General features: G+C 45.9%; 17 protein-coding genes. 13 read left to right on the top strand and 4 right to left on the bottom strand.

The genetic code is table 11. The features are described from left to right. The first annotated feature begins 7 nt into the window (after positions 1-7). From ACEN82_RS04450 to ACEN82_RS04480, 7 genes are all read left to right on the top strand, one after another. A complete protein-coding gene (locus ACEN82_RS04450) occupies positions 8-808 on the top strand; it encodes a DUF4099 domain-containing protein (protein ID WP_413318007.1) in 801 nt (266 codons plus the stop codon). Beyond that, positions 809-1435, top strand: a complete 627-nt coding sequence (locus tag ACEN82_RS04455; protein WP_413318009.1) for a hypothetical protein — start codon at positions 809-811, stop codon at positions 1433-1435. It abuts the gene before it with no gap. Positions 1436-1438: 3 nt separating this feature from the next. Continuing rightward, on the top strand, positions 1439-1909 hold the full coding sequence (locus tag ACEN82_RS04460; RefSeq protein WP_413318011.1) for a PH domain-containing protein: 471 nt from the start codon (positions 1439-1441) through the stop codon (positions 1907-1909). Positions 1910-1971: 62 nt separating this feature from the next. Continuing rightward, positions 1972-2199 (top strand): hypothetical protein, encoded by a 228-nt coding sequence (locus tag ACEN82_RS04465; protein WP_413318013.1) that lies wholly within the window; start codon positions 1972-1974, stop codon positions 2197-2199. A 208-nt stretch (positions 2200-2407) separates the two neighbouring features. After that, the gene (locus ACEN82_RS04470) at positions 2408-2713 is read left to right on the top strand and encodes a hypothetical protein (RefSeq protein ID WP_413318015.1); all 306 of its coding nucleotides are present in this window, start codon (positions 2408-2410) and stop codon (positions 2711-2713) included. Beyond that, a complete protein-coding gene (locus tag ACEN82_RS04475) occupies positions 2713-3744 on the top strand; it encodes a hypothetical protein (protein WP_413318016.1) in 1032 nt (343 codons plus the stop codon). The genes ACEN82_RS04470 and ACEN82_RS04475 overlap by 1 nt, the downstream gene beginning before the upstream one ends. Before the next feature lie 24 nt (positions 3745-3768). Next, positions 3769-4605: a hypothetical protein gene (locus ACEN82_RS04480; protein WP_413318018.1), complete on the top strand. Its 837-nt coding sequence runs from the start codon at positions 3769-3771 to the stop codon at positions 4603-4605. Between the two features lie 11 nt (positions 4606-4616). Here ACEN82_RS04480 and ACEN82_RS04485 read toward each other — a convergent pair whose 3' ends face one another. Next, positions 4617-5714 (bottom strand): ComEC/Rec2 family competence protein, encoded by a 1098-nt coding sequence (locus ACEN82_RS04485; protein ID WP_413318020.1) that lies wholly within the window; start codon positions 5712-5714, stop codon positions 4617-4619. A gap of 89 nt (positions 5715-5803) precedes the next feature. Between ACEN82_RS04485 and ACEN82_RS04490 the strand changes: the two genes are divergently transcribed. The 5 genes from ACEN82_RS04490 to ACEN82_RS04510 all read left to right on the top strand — a co-directional run bounded on the left by ACEN82_RS04490 (position 5804) and on the right by ACEN82_RS04510 (position 10608). After that, a complete protein-coding gene (locus ACEN82_RS04490) occupies positions 5804-6280 on the top strand; it encodes a hypothetical protein (protein WP_413318022.1) in 477 nt (158 codons plus the stop codon). Between the two features lie 141 nt (positions 6281-6421). Beyond that, positions 6422-7156, top strand: a complete 735-nt coding sequence (locus ACEN82_RS04495; RefSeq protein ID WP_413318024.1) for a hypothetical protein — start codon at positions 6422-6424, stop codon at positions 7154-7156. After that, positions 7146-8840, top strand: coding sequence for a carbamoyltransferase C-terminal domain-containing protein (locus ACEN82_RS04500; protein ID WP_413318026.1), 1695 nt, complete (start codon positions 7146-7148; stop codon positions 8838-8840). Before ACEN82_RS04495 ends, ACEN82_RS04500 begins: the two co-directional genes overlap by 11 nt. A gap of 96 nt (positions 8841-8936) precedes the next feature. Continuing rightward, entirely contained in the window at positions 8937-9371 is a 435-nt protein-coding gene (locus tag ACEN82_RS04505; protein ID WP_413318028.1) for a LexA family protein, read from the top strand. Then, positions 9340-10608 carry a Y-family DNA polymerase gene (locus tag ACEN82_RS04510; protein ID WP_413318030.1) on the top strand — a complete coding sequence of 423 codons (1269 nt, stop codon included), beginning with the start codon at positions 9340-9342 and terminating at the stop codon, positions 10606-10608. The genes ACEN82_RS04505 and ACEN82_RS04510 overlap by 32 nt, the downstream gene beginning before the upstream one ends. Positions 10609-10614: 6 nt before the next feature. On the opposite strand, the gene ACEN82_RS04515 is transcribed toward ACEN82_RS04510, so the two are convergent. After that, positions 10615-11736, bottom strand: a complete 1122-nt coding sequence (locus tag ACEN82_RS04515) for a hypothetical protein (protein WP_413318032.1) — start codon at positions 11734-11736, stop codon at positions 10615-10617. A gap of 144 nt (positions 11737-11880) precedes the next feature. On the opposite strand from ACEN82_RS04515, the gene ACEN82_RS04520 reads away from it, so the two are divergent. Further along, positions 11881-12498, top strand: coding sequence for an SOS response-associated peptidase (locus ACEN82_RS04520; RefSeq protein ID WP_413318034.1), 618 nt, complete (start codon positions 11881-11883; stop codon positions 12496-12498). Positions 12499-12503: 5 nt separating this feature from the next. Here ACEN82_RS04520 and ACEN82_RS04525 read toward each other — a convergent pair whose 3' ends face one another. Together ACEN82_RS04525 and ACEN82_RS04530 are read right to left on the bottom strand one after the other, a co-directional pair. After that, entirely contained in the window at positions 12504-13586 is a 1083-nt protein-coding gene (locus ACEN82_RS04525; protein WP_413318036.1) for a glycosyltransferase family 4 protein, read from the bottom strand. Beyond that, positions 13583-15250 carry an AarF/UbiB family protein gene (locus ACEN82_RS04530; RefSeq protein ID WP_413318038.1) on the bottom strand — a complete coding sequence of 556 codons (1668 nt, stop codon included), beginning with the start codon at positions 15248-15250 and terminating at the stop codon, positions 13583-13585. Before ACEN82_RS04530 ends, ACEN82_RS04525 begins: the two co-directional genes overlap by 4 nt. Positions 15251-15252 lie beyond the last annotated feature (2 nt).

The following is a 15252-nucleotide window of genomic DNA, read 5'->3' on the forward strand; positions in this document are numbered from 1 at the left end:
CAACAAAATGAATCAACAAATATTTGATGTGCAGGATCTTCCCTTGGACGATCTGGGCAAAATTGGCCTGATCCAGGACGGCGGACTGGTTCTCGACCGCGAGGATGTAGATACCCTGCTATCCGGCAGGCGGACAGCGATGCTGCGTTTTGAAAACCTGAGTTTCGACGGTTTTAACATCCCGGTCCTTGACGCTAAATTATCACTCAAGCCTGCAGCCAACGGTGAATTAGAGTTGATGCTACACCCGATGTACAAGAAAGCCATTTACCCAGCCTGGCTGACAGACACCGAGGCGGAAAAGCTGGAAAAAGGAGAGGCGGTAAACCTCGAGAAAATGATCTTCGACGATGAAGGGCAATTAAAAGATGTGCTGGTGGAATTTGACAAGGAAACCAATGAGTTTATCATCACCGACACCGAAAAAGTGCAGGCGCCCGATAAGGTCAATAATGAAGCGCTTACCAAAGAACAAAAAGATAGATTTCGCAAGGGTAAGGAAGTGGAACTGGAAGACGGTACAAAGTTTCAGTTTTCTGCTGCCGAACCAAAGGGGCTACGTTCCAACAGGCTCCAGCTGATCGTCTCGCTGGTGGTTGACGGTGGGATATCATTTGTGCTATTCAAAGCCCTTAACGCGATGCTCGGGCATAAGCAGGAAAAAAGTGCCGAGGTCAACAACAGCAAGGGATTTCAGGCAGCAAAACGCGCGATGGACAAACAGGAGGAAAAGCGCGGCTTGGGCATCGATAACCCGCCAAAAGAGGAGTACAGCCGCGGCTATAATCGTTCCGGAAGTTCGCGTTGAATGCACCCGTATTTATTACGTCTCGGCGTACGGCGCGAGGTCCGCGAATTCTTCGCGCCGTATTTTCACAGCGACGCCGGCGGAAATCTCCTGTTTGATTACGGCGATGCTACAGAATATTTTGGTTTAGTTTATCATCGCATTCCGGTTTCCGAAAACTGCTGGCTGGCCGGAAATCCGGATTTCAATATGATAAGCCTGGTTTTCATCTGTTCGTCCGCCATGGAAGCCATTGCCTTTTATCATTTCAGGTATGCCTTTTATCCGCAGCCGGAACGCCTTTTGTTTTTATCAGTCGGTACCAGGCCAAATATTTCGCAATTCAGGTGGATTATAGAAAACCTCCCCGGAAAGCAATATCTGCTGGTATTCGGTAATAGTTTACTGGATAAAGCAGGGGAGGTGGTAACCGCTGCCGCTTTAGCTGAGATGCCGCTAACGCTGACATTTATTAATGAAGAAGTGCAGGTTCGATTCCGGCTTAAGGAATATTTGATAACCGCTAAAGCTTTTAGCCTGAACGCCATTGAAAAACTTTCAGGTCGCCGCTTTGCAGCCAAGACGGCCCGCGCTAAGAACAGCGCTGACTATCTCACGCAACTGAAGTCCGCTGCCTTTAATCATTAAATTATGCAATTAGAAAAATTTGAACCGCCTGACCTCGAGATCAGGCCATCGGCGATATTCGCTTTATTAAAAGTGCTGCCCCTCGTTTTTTGTTGCCTGGGCTTTCTATATCTCTCCTGGTCATTTGTTCCGGGGTTTATATGGCTGAGCATCGCAATCCTACTTTTTGGCGTTTATCGTTATTTGTTTATCCGGAAAACAGTCTATCTCGTTACTTCCGAGGTCTTTCGCTTTTCGAGGGGGATATTTTTCAGGCGTACCGATACGGTAGAATTGTTTAGGGTGAAGGACTATATTTTGACACAATCATTTTTGCTACAGCTATTCGGCTTAATGGACCTGACCCTAAAAACAACCGACCCGGAAAACCCCGTCGTCTGGTTGCGCGGTATACCATATTCGAATCTTATCGATACTTTACGGGACAGGATCATAGAGACCAGGAAGCATAACAGGATTTACGAAATCAATTAAACTTTTTTATAAAAAACCTTTCAAATAACTAAATATTTTAGTATTTTTAAGTACTCAAAATCATGAAAACATTTATTTATTTCGTCTTTACCTGCTTCATTTCCATCGGTGCCCTGTTTGGTGCGATGCATGCCCACAACCCGTTTCCTGCATTCGGGATTGCCTTTGGCATTTGGGGGCTCTTCATCTGGGGCTATATCAGGCGGTCAAAAAAAGAGGCGGATAAACGCTCACGTGAACAACTGTTTGAAAACTATATGCGCTCCAAGCTGCGCAATAATAACCGGTAGGTTATTTTCGCTGTTTAAAATATTTTTTACAATTTACGGTTAAATAGATGACAGGCATCCTGCCTGTCATTGTGATAAGGTTTAGGTTGAAAATCCCCGGGCAGCGAGTGCGAGGGGATTTTCTTTTTTGAAAAAATACCGTGAAAACACCCTTTTTTTATAGCAGGTTAATTCATTATACTTGTTCATTAACTTTATCTTATCCATTATGCCTAAGCATGTTAAGTTTGACTCAACTGTCAATTGCCCTCCGATCACCCTGTTGGTGGTAACGATCAACGGGGAAGAAATATCACGCGGCGGAACCGTCGTGACGAAATATGAAAAAGATGTTAGTACAGGAACCTTGATCGTCGAATACGACATTGCCGCCCCAAACGGCTCGGGCTATACGATAACCTATACCTGCACGAGCGATGGTGTCGCCAAATCAGATCCGGCGAAGGCTTCTCCGGTTACCGGCAAAGTCACCGAGTTTAACGGGAAGATCGAAATTCTAAACATCCCTTTATAATGAGCTACAGGATCATCATGTTATTTGCTTTTGTGCTGATAGGATCGGTAGCAGAAGCGCAGGATTATTTTAGCGATCGCAACAACTCCGGGACGCCGATCTTCTTTTCGCAGAATGACAAAAAGAAGTATATGTTTTCTGCTGGGGTCAACACTTCCGATGCGACTGCGATCAAAGTGAACTTTTACCGCCAGTATTGGGATAGCGCGTCACCCGGCGCGCCAGGCAAAGACGGGATCGTCTATACATCAACTACCGGTACCGGTTGGGGTCTTTCGGCCAACGCCAGCACAAAAGGAGGTGTCGGCAAATTATTTAAGTCCGGAAATTTCGACCCGGGATTTGGCCTTGGCGCTTATTACGCGATTACCAATGTAACCACCTGGAAGAATCCGGCCACGTCATTTCATAGCAGCTATTATGCCTGGATATTCAGCGGCAATCTGAGCTTTGCCAACAATCAGCTATATAACCCGTCCGCAGCCTTTGCAGATCAGTTAAGCACCAAAAAGCTGACCAGCCCCTCGCTGGCCATCTCTTATGTCAATGCCCCTTCTCTGGCTCATGATGACATTTTCTGGGGCGGTTCTATCACCTGGAAGAAAACCAGCAACTTCGATGATTTGGACAGTTATACGGTAACCGATGATTCCCTTATCGTGGCCAATGGGGTGCAGCGTAAAGTGACTAAGGTGAATCCCAATGGAGATACCTATGCGGTGGGTGACTATAAAGAATATAGCAATTTTGAGCTGCGGGGCAATATTTCTTACATTCCTGCGGTCTTGGACTATCGTTTTGGAATCATCTTTTACCCATCCGTTGACGTCGGCGGCCCTTATAGTGCGCGCTATAACGCAGGCATTGCCTTTAATTATTTGCAGGATAATAATCCCACCATTTCAATTTTCACGATTAACATGGAATTGAACGATATCAGCAATGCCGCAGGCTCTTCGAAGACTTTTCTCAAACGGGCATTTAAGATCGGTATATCCACGAACCTGAATTTTATAACCGGACGACAGTAGTTAAATATTTTATCCCTTTAACTTATGGAAGCAATATTTAAATCTTTGCCGGATATCCTCAAATATGGGGTTATTGGCCTCGTTGCGATTTTTGCGGTGCTGCTGTTTTATCTTTTTAAGCAGGCGCCAACCAAAGCCCGGTTTTTATACATTTTATTACCCTTCGCCGTAATTACCATAACACTGGTCTGTGTTGCATCCTACGCCGGTTATGTTTCCAAAAAACAGGATAATGATAAAACGATCGACTCACTAAAAGAGGAATTGAGGATTTATCAGGGTTCGAGCGCTGCAAACGAAGGCCTGCAAAAGAAATATCAAGCTGTACTATCTAACCGGGACTCCCTGCTGCTGCAGATCGGCCACGTACAACATCAGATCAAAGACAAGGAAACCTTATTAAAAAATAGCGTCATGCTATTAATTGTTGAAGCATTCGAGGATGCTACCAACGAAACATCCGGCAAATCTGACCCGGGGATAAGTAAACCAGAACTCGACTTCCTTCGGTATAAAAATGCCATTTTTCAAAAGATTTATGATTTCGGTGCTGACACAGGTGTGCTGCGTGCAGCTTTAACCGTATTAAAAAAGAGAGGGGCGGAGATTGACGTTAACAGGCTGGTCAAAGTAACCCCTCATCTAATTCAGCTGAAGCGTAAATGGCTGAAAGATGCGATATTGGCTTATGAAAACGCAGAAAAAGCGCTCGGAGTAAAGCAGGAGTCCGTGCGTTTCAATATTCAGCTGCCTGCCGAAGTAGCCATATTGCCGAATAAACCTTATACGGTTACACTGACCAGCGACAGCTATCCGCGACTGGAATTTGAAAAAGAATTGCTGAACAAAGTTGACATGTAACCGCTCGGGACTTATTGCTTCGTCAATATTTCATAACTGCCTTGTGAACTGGCTTCGACCACGACGGTGCCATCCCATGCAGTGGCGTAGACCGCATGGTCAATAGTCATTACTTCGAAGACCGGAATAGACCCCCGGAATGATCCCTTTACACCCACTGAATCCGTAGTCGGCAATCGGCTTGCTGTGGCATATGCTTCTATGTTCCTGATGATCCCGCCATTCGGGTGGGCATAGGCGTAAGTCGTTAGTGGCTTGACACTGCCATCCTCTTTCCTTCCGTAATTCCAATGACCGCATGAAATTACTGCGTATTTTGGCGTAACGGCCTTCAGCCAGTCTTCATCGGTTGCATTTTTGGAACCATGATGCCCCACCTGCATGACATCAGCATCCAATACATGGGTGTCATGATAATAGCTTAAAACCTGCTGAATTCCTTCCTCCTCTAAATCCCCCGAAAACAAAAAACTGGATTTGCCATAATCAACCCTGATCACCAGGCTATGGTTATTTTCATTTTGATAGGCCTTATTGCTCCAACCTTCGGGTTTATCCGTAAAGCCACCCGAATAAACCACAATTTTAGGATCGACAGGACCGGTTACCGGATCCACCACATCATCTGTGTAACCTGAAGTATGATGGTTTGCCGTTACATCCCCGAAAGTGACAGCCAGGTAATGCGTCCCGGCTGCTGTAGCATGATGTTGCATCCAGACCTGGTTATGTTCAGTTGGAGTAACCCGCTTGTTTCCATTGTCGACATAATTTAATACGGTGAAATTAGCAGCAACGTCCTGTAACCCGATATTGTGGTCGACATGCTGATGCGTTATAAAAACCCCGTTTAGCGTGTTATGCAGGTCGGCCCGCCGGAGAAAGAAGTTTTTGAGATAACCGATAAGATACGATTCACGGTCGGGCTGTCCGCCGGCGTCGATCAGCACTGCGCCTTTCGGGAACTCCAGCAAGATCGCCTGGCCTTGTCCCACATCGATAAAGTGGGCATACATATCGTCATTCGCTGCCTGTCCATAGCCGGCTGCTGTAAATAAGGTGCAGGACAGGAAAAGGACAAAAAATGCAAATTGCTTGAGGATTTTCATGTGACGGACTAAGGTGAACGAATATAAATATTTTATTTTCAGCAAGCCCCGCTAAAACTGCTAAACTTGCCGCAAATAAATTCTTAACAATGGAAGTAAATGTTAGCATTAAAGTTCGTAATCCGGAATGGTATTGGAGTACCGACGAAGATGATCTGTACAAAGAATGGCAAATCATGAACGAGGACAAAGTTCAAAAGTATATTTACGGACTGGATTATGGTTTTGCAAAAGAGGTGCTCAGCGTGGACCACCTGGATGATACAAGCTATGAACTGGAGGTATCGCCCGCCGGTCCGCTTGCGAATCCGGGAGCAGAAAAAATGATGCTGGATGGTGTCAGCATTACTCACTTTCGCTTCGCAGAGGGCAAATCGACCTTGATCATTTCCAAATCCCTGATCCATAGTTTGCTGGTCGAACAACCGCGGAATGCTAAATACTATCGCTATTATTACCTGTATGAAAATTTGCCCTATCATCACCTGGCTCCCGGCCTATGGCTTTCTGAACAGCATTATTCGCAGATCAAAGGCCGTTTTGGTGAATTTATAATGAACACCTGACAGATGTCTTGAAGGCAGTGACGGTGATTGAATAAAGCTGCAACCGGCACTTTAATATCTCGTTAACTCTTTGTACATTAGCTCTAAACCTGAGTTCCTGAGCCCTATGATCAAAGTTTTCTATCCTAAACGCTTTTTAAAATGCCGGTAGCCCTGAACCAGTCCATATCAATGCTTGATAATACCGACTATCAGCGGAGACGGATTTATTTCAGGGATGAAATTGAATCCGCGATCGGCATGTCATCCTGCGAACTTTCACTTCGCGGCTCATGGAAATTTGATGACTTTCACCTGGATAGCCAACAAGACCTAACGCATAGCGATATCGATCTGATCGCAATGGGGCCGCTTAAAAGTGAAAAGGAACTGGTCATAGCCGGCTTGCAGCAACAAATTTCACCGCTGTTGCGGATACGGATTTCCATCCACCCGGAGGATCACCTCAGTCAAATCTCACTGGAGGATTCCCGTATCAAAAACATCTATGAATATCTCATCCATTTTAAGAATGCCCAAGATCCGGAACATCCCTCGGTAAACTACCTCAAGGCTAAAATCATGATGCTGCTTTTAAAGCGTACCGAACGGAACCAGCGCTTTGCAGATATTCGGGCGGAGTTGCCCGGCCCTGCTACCGCGAATTTACATGCGATAAAAATTGGTACCGAAAAGACAATTGACCTGCAAGCCCTTTCCCGGCTGATGGACACAATAACAGACCCGGTGACCTTGTCATTTTATGCAAACTGCATAATTGCGGATCCTTCTCCCCAATATTACGATGCTATCCATCAGCAGTTTCTGGACTGCGAAACCGTAAGTGATTGGTTAAAAAACTATATCATTTCCAAAATGAAGACGGATGTCGGATAGGAAATCCTATATCGGCACCAATTTCGGACATTCATCTTCATCCTGCCTGGTCAGTAATGAAGGAATGCTTAAGTTCGCTGTTGAAGAAGACCGGCTAATTAAGGAAAAGCACACTGCAAAGTTTCCTCTGCAAGGCTTACAGATGATTAGCGGCTGCAATTTGCTCGAAAACGATATTGTATATGCCGAAGGCTGGCATTTGAATAAGCGCCTGATTAAAAAAGGTATTCTTCATACGCTCAAGTATTGGGATGACCACAATTACTATCGGTTTCGATTCAAGAATGAATGGCGGAGATTTAACGAGGGCAAGAAGCTATATGTGAGGTATGGCCGCTTTCTTTTTTGTGGCCATCATCTGGCCCATGCCTACAGTCTTCTTCCCTGTGGCCTGCCCAAAAACTCTTTAATATTTGTGAGCGATACCATAGGCGAATCTGAATCGATCTCCTTTTTTTACTGGGACGGTGCAATGCGCCGCGTCAGGGTTATCCCTTACCCGCATTCGCCTGGTTCGGTCTTTCACCAGTTCGCCTGGCATCTCGGCTTCTCAGGCCGTACCGGACCGGGTAAACTGATGGCGCTATCGGGCTATGGCGAACCGGTTTGGGTGGATGACCTTGAAAGATTCAGCCGGGTCAAGAATGGAAATTTGAAAATTGACCTGGCTCATTATCCGGCCCACAGGCTGAAGGATGCACCAGACCGTTTCATCCTGAAGAATCCTGAGTTGCCATTGGCCAGGGAGCTTGCCCTTTGTAAAAACAACTATGCAGCGGGTCTCAACATCGCTGCCTCTATACAAAAATGGTTTGAGGAAAATAGCTGGAAAGTGTTAGCCCAAAACATAGACTACGTCCGGAATAAACTAAGATTGCCTGTCGATCATGTTGGGCTTGCCGGCGGCGCTGCCTTAAATTGTCAGGCCAACGGGATGTTCCTGCGGAGATTGCCGGCGCACGCTGTCAGCGGAATGACTGTTTCACCATTTTCAGACGATTCAGGGGCGTCAGTGGGAGCCGCGATGTGGGCTTTTGTTAAGAATAATCCGGGAATTACAATTCCCAAAGCAAGCGCTTTTTTAGGACCGCCCGCCTTCAGCAGCCACCCTTTTGTTGCTCCGGCTGATGAAGCTTTAGCCGTTGCCGCAAAGGCGATCCTGGGAGGTGCACTGGTCGCCCTGGTATCCGGACGAATGGAATTTGGCCCACGTGCCCTGGGGGGGCGTTGCATCCTGGCTGATGCATTTGACAGGTCTTCCGTTCAAAAACTCAATAGCTGCAAATCCCGCCCGGGTTTTATGCCGTTTGCGCCTGCTGTTTTGGAAGAGGATTTTGAGGCATTGTTTCAGGGCATCGGCTCGGAACATATGGCTTGGACTGTGAAAGCAACAGACAACGCAAAATTATTGGCTCCCGCGGCGGTGCATGTCACCGGTGAGGCACGGGTTCAGGTGGTAGTCCCTGAAAATAAGCTTTTATATAATTTACTCAAGCAAATAAAACGACTCAGGGGCATCGGGGTCGTACTGCTTACCTCCTTAAATGCAGCGGGTAAAACTATTCCCGTAGACTACGAAGATGCCCTTGCTACTTCTGCTGAGTTGGGCCTGGAAGGAATATTAAGCGATTCCGGCTGGACATCTCCTTTAATGATTGAAAATAACCTCAGTAGAAGAGATTAGTTAGGTTCAAAACCTCCCGCTCTTTTAATTAAAGAAAAATTATTCTCTTCTTTAAGACTCGTCACTTTATATTTGCTAAATAAATTAGCAAATTGTATGTTAAGAATCCGTAAACAGGCGGCAAAGAGAGATGTGCTGGGGTTTCGCCTGCCCATGCTGACCCACGAGGAACCCGCGCTCGACATTACGGATATTACCGTTATCGATCCTGATAACACCTACTATATGCGTATGGGTAGTGATGCAATGACGGGTTATCATATCCTGCCTGATCATATCCTGGTTATTGACCGGGCCTTAAAACCTGTAAACGGCAGCATTGTGGTGTTTTTTCACGAAGGCGAATTCTATGCCCGCGAATTTTGCCCCGAAAATAATAAGCTGATTTTGCGGGCCACCGTTTCAGCATACGATATCATTATAGAAGATCATTTAACTTTTGTTTGCTGGGGAGTCGTAATGCTTACCCTGAACCCGCTGTTGCAGCCACAGCAAAAAATTGGGAGGTACAGCCGTGTTTGCGCATGTTGATATCAATAATTGTTATGTTAGCTGTGAAACACTGTTTCAGCCCCAGCTTAAAGGTAGGATCGTGGTCGTCCTGTCTAATAATGATGGCTGCGTGATTGCCCGCAGCAACGAAGCTAAGGCAATCGGCTTGAAAATGGGTGATGCAGAATTCATGGTGCGTAAGACTTTACAGGAATACGACGCCGTGATATTCAGCAGTAATTATCCGCTTTATGCGGATATGAGCGCCCGTATGATGAATAACCTCGCACGCTACACGTATATGCTTATGGTCTATAGCATCGATGAAGCTTTCCTCGCATTGGGCAACATCAGGAATATGGATTTGGAAGAGCATACCCGTAAAATCAGCGAAAATGTGATCCATGATACAGGGCTCTCGATTACAGTAGGTGTTGGTCCGACCTTATCCTTAGCAAAATTGGCCAATAAGGCCGCTAAAAAATCAAAGAAAAGTTACCTCGTGTTGGATTCTGCCGAAAAGATCGCTGCCGCTGTTGAGGACTTTCCCATTGAAGATGTCTGGGGCGTTGGAAAGGCCTATTATGACAAACTTCAGGAACTCAATATAAATACCGCCGCCGATTTCAGAAGAATGGATGCTGACCTCGTTAGGAAACATATGACCGTGCAGGGCTGGCGATTACACCAGGAGCTTTGGGGAAAGCCATGCAATGTCCTGCGTGATGTCGCCGACAGGTCGAAAGGGATCGAATCCAGCCAGAGTTTCAACACTTACCAAACCGATCTGGAAAAGATCGAAGAAGCCGCAGCCATGCATGCCGCGACCGTGGCCGTGAAGCTCCGCCAGCAAAAAAGTATGGCGCTTACGCTAACGGTTTATTTACGAACAAATAAGCATAATGTCAAACACGACCAGCATTATCCAAGTATTACCGTTAAAGTGCCCTTTGCCAGTAACAGCACGCAGGAATTGACGCGCATTTGTGTTCAGGCATTGCGGGCTATCTGGCAGCCCGGTTATAATTATCTTAAAACCGGCGTTCGCGCAACCGGTATTATTCCTGCAGACGAGGTTCAGTATAATTTGTTCAGTAGTTACGATAATTCACGCCAGCAAAAACTCAGCGGCCTGATTGATGAGGTGAATGCCCGCTACGGCCGGGGCTGCCTGCGCGTTGCAGCCGAAGGCTACGAAAAAAGCTGGATCATGAAGCAGGAGTTTCTGAGTAAACAATATACGACCAGATGGAAAGATGTTGTAGTGGTACGCTAAAGATTGTCAGTTATATTTTTTCTTGTTTACTATCTTTAAAAAGCTCTGCCGGTACGTGCCTGGAAGATTTATGCGCAGGACATGTGAAGACGATACATCGATTGAATCGTAGGAAAGTAGCTTTTCCGGTAACCTGCTTTCAAAAATTTGCCTGGTGCTTTGCTCATCGAACAGATTGATTGTTTTAGCTGAATCATGCATGACCTGCACGTGATCGTTTATCCGCTCATCAAAATGATCGGTATCATCCCGCAAATGATATCTTATACCCTGCTCCACAAGCTGAAGACCTATGCCCTTGATCCCATTAAGCTCTGTTCCGTAGAGATGAGTTACAGCGTTGATAAACCAAAGGCCGCCTCCTGTTAAATTATTATGCTTAAACTCCGCCACCTGGTTCAACGCATCTTCCATCAAAGACGGGAAAACGATGCTGCTGATGCCGGAATTCAGCAGGGGCGACGCATCTTCGGTAAAAATCTTTTTGACGAATATCAGTTTAGCTCTGCCCGCTGCTTGTTCCCTGTAAATCGCAGCCGAGTACTCCGGTTCGAGTTTGGCGCCTGCTTCATCCATTATCAGGATCAAAAAATAATTGGTAAGGTTAAATTCCTGGAAGGAACTGATGATTTCCGTGATCGCCCGGCCGGAGACCACGGTGTCCATGAAAATAAATCCTGCCTGAATATTGTCTAAAAAATCAGCGGACGGCAACGCATTATCAGTATTAATAGCGTACCTGCGACCGAGAAGTTTAGCCACGCCCTGATAATAATAGGTAAAAGGACTCGGCTGCCTGTTCAGTACGTCATGCAATATCTTAACCCAGAATCGCCTGCTTTGAAACGAAGAGGTGTCGATTTGGGCATCCCCCCAATCCGATGTAAATGGCAAAAGCCAGACCTTTTGCTGCCTCGCAAATTGATGATAGTCGATAAATGATGATCTTAAAGCGTAATAAACAGAATTACTGTGGTAATAAAAAGGATAAACGCCGCGGCTCGGGATAACCAGGTTGCGATACCCATTTTTTTGCAGGTCAATCAGGCTATCACACATATCGATACACGCTTCCGAATAAGAAAGGATATTTTCAGGGGTCAATAAATCGAAAAGTTGATCATTCATAATTGAATTAATACTGCAAAGTTGTTTAAACTGGCGGCAAAGATAGCTATTCGTTCTGCCGGAAGCCTTTAGCTACACTTGGATATACCAGGTCAATTTCAATTTACTAAAATAATTAGTATTTTTGTGCGTTAATCTTTGATTATGTGCGGAAGAGTATTAGTAGGCGAACAGAAAGACATCGTCATCACAGGCCGGGACGGCCATAAATTTACCCCAAAACCGAACATTTCCGGTAACCCGGGTTCCATGCTTCCGGTAGTAACGGATGCGATCCCGGATAAGGTGCAGCAGTTCCGCTGGGGATTGCTCACCTTGGAAGATGATAAGATACATAGTAAACATAAGCATGCACGTATTGAAAATCTGCACAACGTGGGTATTTGGCGGAACCTCCTCGGCAAGAAGCACTGCGTGATCCGGATTCAGGCATTTTTTGAGTACAATAAAGAACAGGAACGCACCTATCGCATTGAGCGCGTTGACGGTAAACCTTTCTACATCGCCGGGCTGTGGGATGTTTGGATCGACATAAAAACTAATGTCTTATTGCCCACCTTCGCTATGATTACCATGCCGCCAAACCGCGCCATGGCTGAAATTCACGATCGGATGCCTGCTATACTTGAGCGGGCTGATATCAAAACCTGGCTTAACCAGAATTATAGCGGCCCGCAGCGCGCCGCGTATCTGCAAAGCAAGCCCTGTCTTTCCGAAACATTAAGAATTACGGTTGAAAAAGATCACAACGAGGGTAAATGATTCAGCTACGCAAGTACAAAGTGTGAAGGGGCTCTTTCAGCTTGCCCGTAAACGAGCGACAAATATGGTATCATGTTTTTCATGTTAAATTTTGAATGAAGTAGATTTAGAGACAAAGCTTGTCTTTGGTTACCAGTTAACACCAGCGTATGGGTTATTCCCTTGATAAATTCAGTTTTCAGGTTTGGTAGTGCGCTCTCATCAATGCACAGGCCGCCCTTCCCGGAATTTTCCACGTTGACAGGACAGACCGGTATTCTTGTGAAATAAGGAAATGACGCGAATCCCATTTCCAGTTCGTCATAAAACGCGGTTACATCTGTGCAGACTACGGGAATCCCCGAAAATAAAGCTTCCAGCGTAACCAGGGAAGTAGTTTCGCTGAGCGAGGTACTGACGTGCAGGTCGGCATAGCGCACGACTTTAATGTCCTGACCCAAATAAATTGAGAAATTTTTATAAGTTTTTCTCAGCCTGCTGATCGTTGCGGCATATTTCTCGTGATAAAGCGTTTGAACGATCAGGAAATAGTTGTCCGAACCAGCGACAAACTTTAACAGTTCCTCTAGTAATTGCAGCCCCTTCGCCTGGTTTAATCTCCCGCAATAGCAGATTAATATCTTACCGGGCGCAATACCATTTTGAAGTCTGAAAAGGTTCCTTTCGCACTTACTCGCAGGATAAAAAATCGAAGGGTCGATACCGTTGTTTACACAAACCCAGTCATAGTCCGGGAATATCCTTGAGTACTCCTCTGCCAGCATATTGCAGTTCGTAAAGTGCGCGGAAGCCAGCGAAACTGCTCTCCTGAGTTTCTTTCTTTGATCTGCATTTAAAAAATCAAACCGGAGATGAAGGTGGATAGCTACCGGTATATAGTCGCCATAGGTTTCCATAACTCGAACATCGGCCTCATGGTCGGGATACCTCGATATGATCAGGCTGACTTTGCCGGGATCAATGCCGCTAAAATCATAGCTGTCCCCTTTGAGGTAAACAGGGATCAGCCCCATAGACTTCACTAAATGCTTGATTGTGAAATCCTGCCCGAAATAGGGGCTGCGATGGGGGGATAAAATAACTCTCATGCCTCCACAGGTAGGGGTAAGTACATAGCTAAGATGTCCGTAAGGGTGAATCCGGTAAGCGCAAGCCACTGGTCGCTGATAAATTCTGCAGGATGTTTTCCTTTGATACCCCAGGCAGCTGACTCAACAATTCCTGTAACATCATAAGAGTCAAAAACAGAAACTGGCCTTTCTTCATAATTGTACAGGAACTCATAATCAACAAGAAAAAGTTTTCCGCTCTTAGCGACAATAAGGTTTCCCGGATGCAGATCCAGGTGAGCCACGCCGTGTTCCCATAGTTGATGTGCAATGATCGCCACATCATATAGCCTCTTCTGCAATAGGCTGTCCTGACTCCCGGGATCATGATCGACGTATTCGGTGTAAATACTATCACTCGTATAGTAAAGCAGCTGCGGCACAAAATCTACGGTTTTCGCTAAAATATGGTAAGCGTAAAGCTCCCGCCTGAAATACCGTTCGCTGCCGGGCGTAAAAATTTTGCAAACGGCATTTCGGTCTTTTAATTGCACCAACTCGACCGAAGATCGGCCGGATTTTGAAGGGTAGCGCTTTAAAACAACAGGCAGTGTTGCCGGGTAGGAAAAATCGGGTTGACAAATTTGGTCCTTGAGTTGCGGAAAAAGTTTTAACGTGTATTCTATCGCCTCCAGGTTATCATCGGCGCTGTGCAGGCAATTGATGCGGTCAACGCCAAGTATGTTTTCTATCAGCTGCCTTGCATCGAGTTTCAAGTCGAGAAAATTTTGGTTGGTCAGGAAAGGATACGTTTTTCGCAGTTCCAAATCGGGTTCCACCGGTGCCTCGTCGGTCAGTACATAGGCTGCGTAAGGTTCTCCGCCCCATAACTGACCGGGCAAATGGTCCCACTTTCCACCGCGAATGAACCCGACTGCAATATTCCTTTGCCGCCTATCGAGTAGGCGGTAATTAACTACCCGGATGTTTTTTTGGCGGAACAGTGATAACAATTGCTCGTGTATTTCGCTGCGTGCAGCTGCATCGCGCAAAATAAATAGGGTAGTAGCCGACTTCGCATGATGGATCGGATACAAGGATAGTAAAAAGGGACTGTTATCAAGGCCGATTCTTCTTAGCCAGGCAATCGATGGAAACCAGTCATTATCCCTCAGCAACTGAATAAGATTGGTTAAATAAAGCGCTGCCGGCACGGCCTGTCCGGATAACATGGACAGCCTGTTGATTTCGGAGATATAACGGCCCGATTTGTTTGAATTGGCAACATCATTTGTATCGACTGCTAAACCGGATTTCTCTGCTTTATGGAAAACAACGTGAAAAATAAAGCTGAAGAACTGATCCCGAAGCGAGGGCACAAAATATAAATTCTCAATTTTAAGCTTATTGCTTAGGATTTGCTCTGCCAGGTGCCGGGGATAATACGGCAATCTTCTAAAACTTGATCCGTAAAGGCCTCCCGTGCTATACAGGTCGACCTGTTTGCTGCCGGGTAAATTTTCTTTGACCAGCAGCCCCATAACATAGGGAATATCATTGTCTGCAACCAGTAGGTCGATGTCTTTCTCCGTGGCCAGCTTAGCCATGCTCTCGGCCCAGCGAAGCACCACATAATTGACCCCATGTTGGTTGAGCAAGTAAAAAAAATCTGCCAGGCTATATTGTGGGTCTATGTATTTCATAC

Source organism: Mucilaginibacter sp. Mucisp73, from assembly GCF_059491465.1.

What these genes read in the sequence shown, in the direction of transcription:
- ACEN82_RS04530 (WP_413318038.1), bottom strand. Translation starts at nt 15,250, where the DNA reads ATGAAATACATAGACCCACAATATAGCCTGGCAGATTTTTTTTACTTG.
- ACEN82_RS04495 (WP_413318024.1), top strand. Translation starts at nt 6,422, where the DNA reads ATGCCGGTAGCCCTGAACCAGTCCATATCAATGCTTGATAATACCGAC.
- ACEN82_RS04490 (WP_413318022.1), top strand. Translation starts at nt 5,804, where the DNA reads ATGGAAGTAAATGTTAGCATTAAAGTTCGTAATCCGGAATGGTATTGG.
- ACEN82_RS04455 (WP_413318009.1), top strand. Translation starts at nt 809, where the DNA reads ATGCACCCGTATTTATTACGTCTCGGCGTACGGCGCGAGGTCCGCGAA.
- ACEN82_RS04500 (WP_413318026.1), top strand. Translation starts at nt 7,146, where the DNA reads ATGTCGGATAGGAAATCCTATATCGGCACCAATTTCGGACATTCATCT.
- ACEN82_RS04520 (WP_413318034.1), top strand. Translation starts at nt 11,881, where the DNA reads ATGTGCGGAAGAGTATTAGTAGGCGAACAGAAAGACATCGTCATCACA.
- ACEN82_RS04470 (WP_413318015.1), top strand. Translation starts at nt 2,408, where the DNA reads ATGCCTAAGCATGTTAAGTTTGACTCAACTGTCAATTGCCCTCCGATC.
- ACEN82_RS04515 (WP_413318032.1), bottom strand. Translation starts at nt 11,736, where the DNA reads ATGAATGATCAACTTTTCGATTTATTGACCCCTGAAAATATCCTTTCT.
- ACEN82_RS04465 (WP_413318013.1), top strand. Translation starts at nt 1,972, where the DNA reads ATGAAAACATTTATTTATTTCGTCTTTACCTGCTTCATTTCCATCGGT.
- ACEN82_RS04480 (WP_413318018.1), top strand. Translation starts at nt 3,769, where the DNA reads ATGGAAGCAATATTTAAATCTTTGCCGGATATCCTCAAATATGGGGTT.
- ACEN82_RS04505 (WP_413318028.1), top strand. Translation starts at nt 8,937, where the DNA reads ATGTTAAGAATCCGTAAACAGGCGGCAAAGAGAGATGTGCTGGGGTTT.
- ACEN82_RS04485 (WP_413318020.1), bottom strand. Translation starts at nt 5,714, where the DNA reads ATGAAAATCCTCAAGCAATTTGCATTTTTTGTCCTTTTCCTGTCCTGC.
- ACEN82_RS04450 (WP_413318007.1), top strand. Translation starts at nt 8, where the DNA reads ATGAATCAACAAATATTTGATGTGCAGGATCTTCCCTTGGACGATCTG.
- ACEN82_RS04460 (WP_413318011.1), top strand. Translation starts at nt 1,439, where the DNA reads ATGCAATTAGAAAAATTTGAACCGCCTGACCTCGAGATCAGGCCATCG.
- ACEN82_RS04475 (WP_413318016.1), top strand. Translation starts at nt 2,713, where the DNA reads ATGAGCTACAGGATCATCATGTTATTTGCTTTTGTGCTGATAGGATCG.
- ACEN82_RS04525 (WP_413318036.1), bottom strand. Translation starts at nt 13,586, where the DNA reads ATGAGAGTTATTTTATCCCCCCATCGCAGCCCCTATTTCGGGCAGGAT.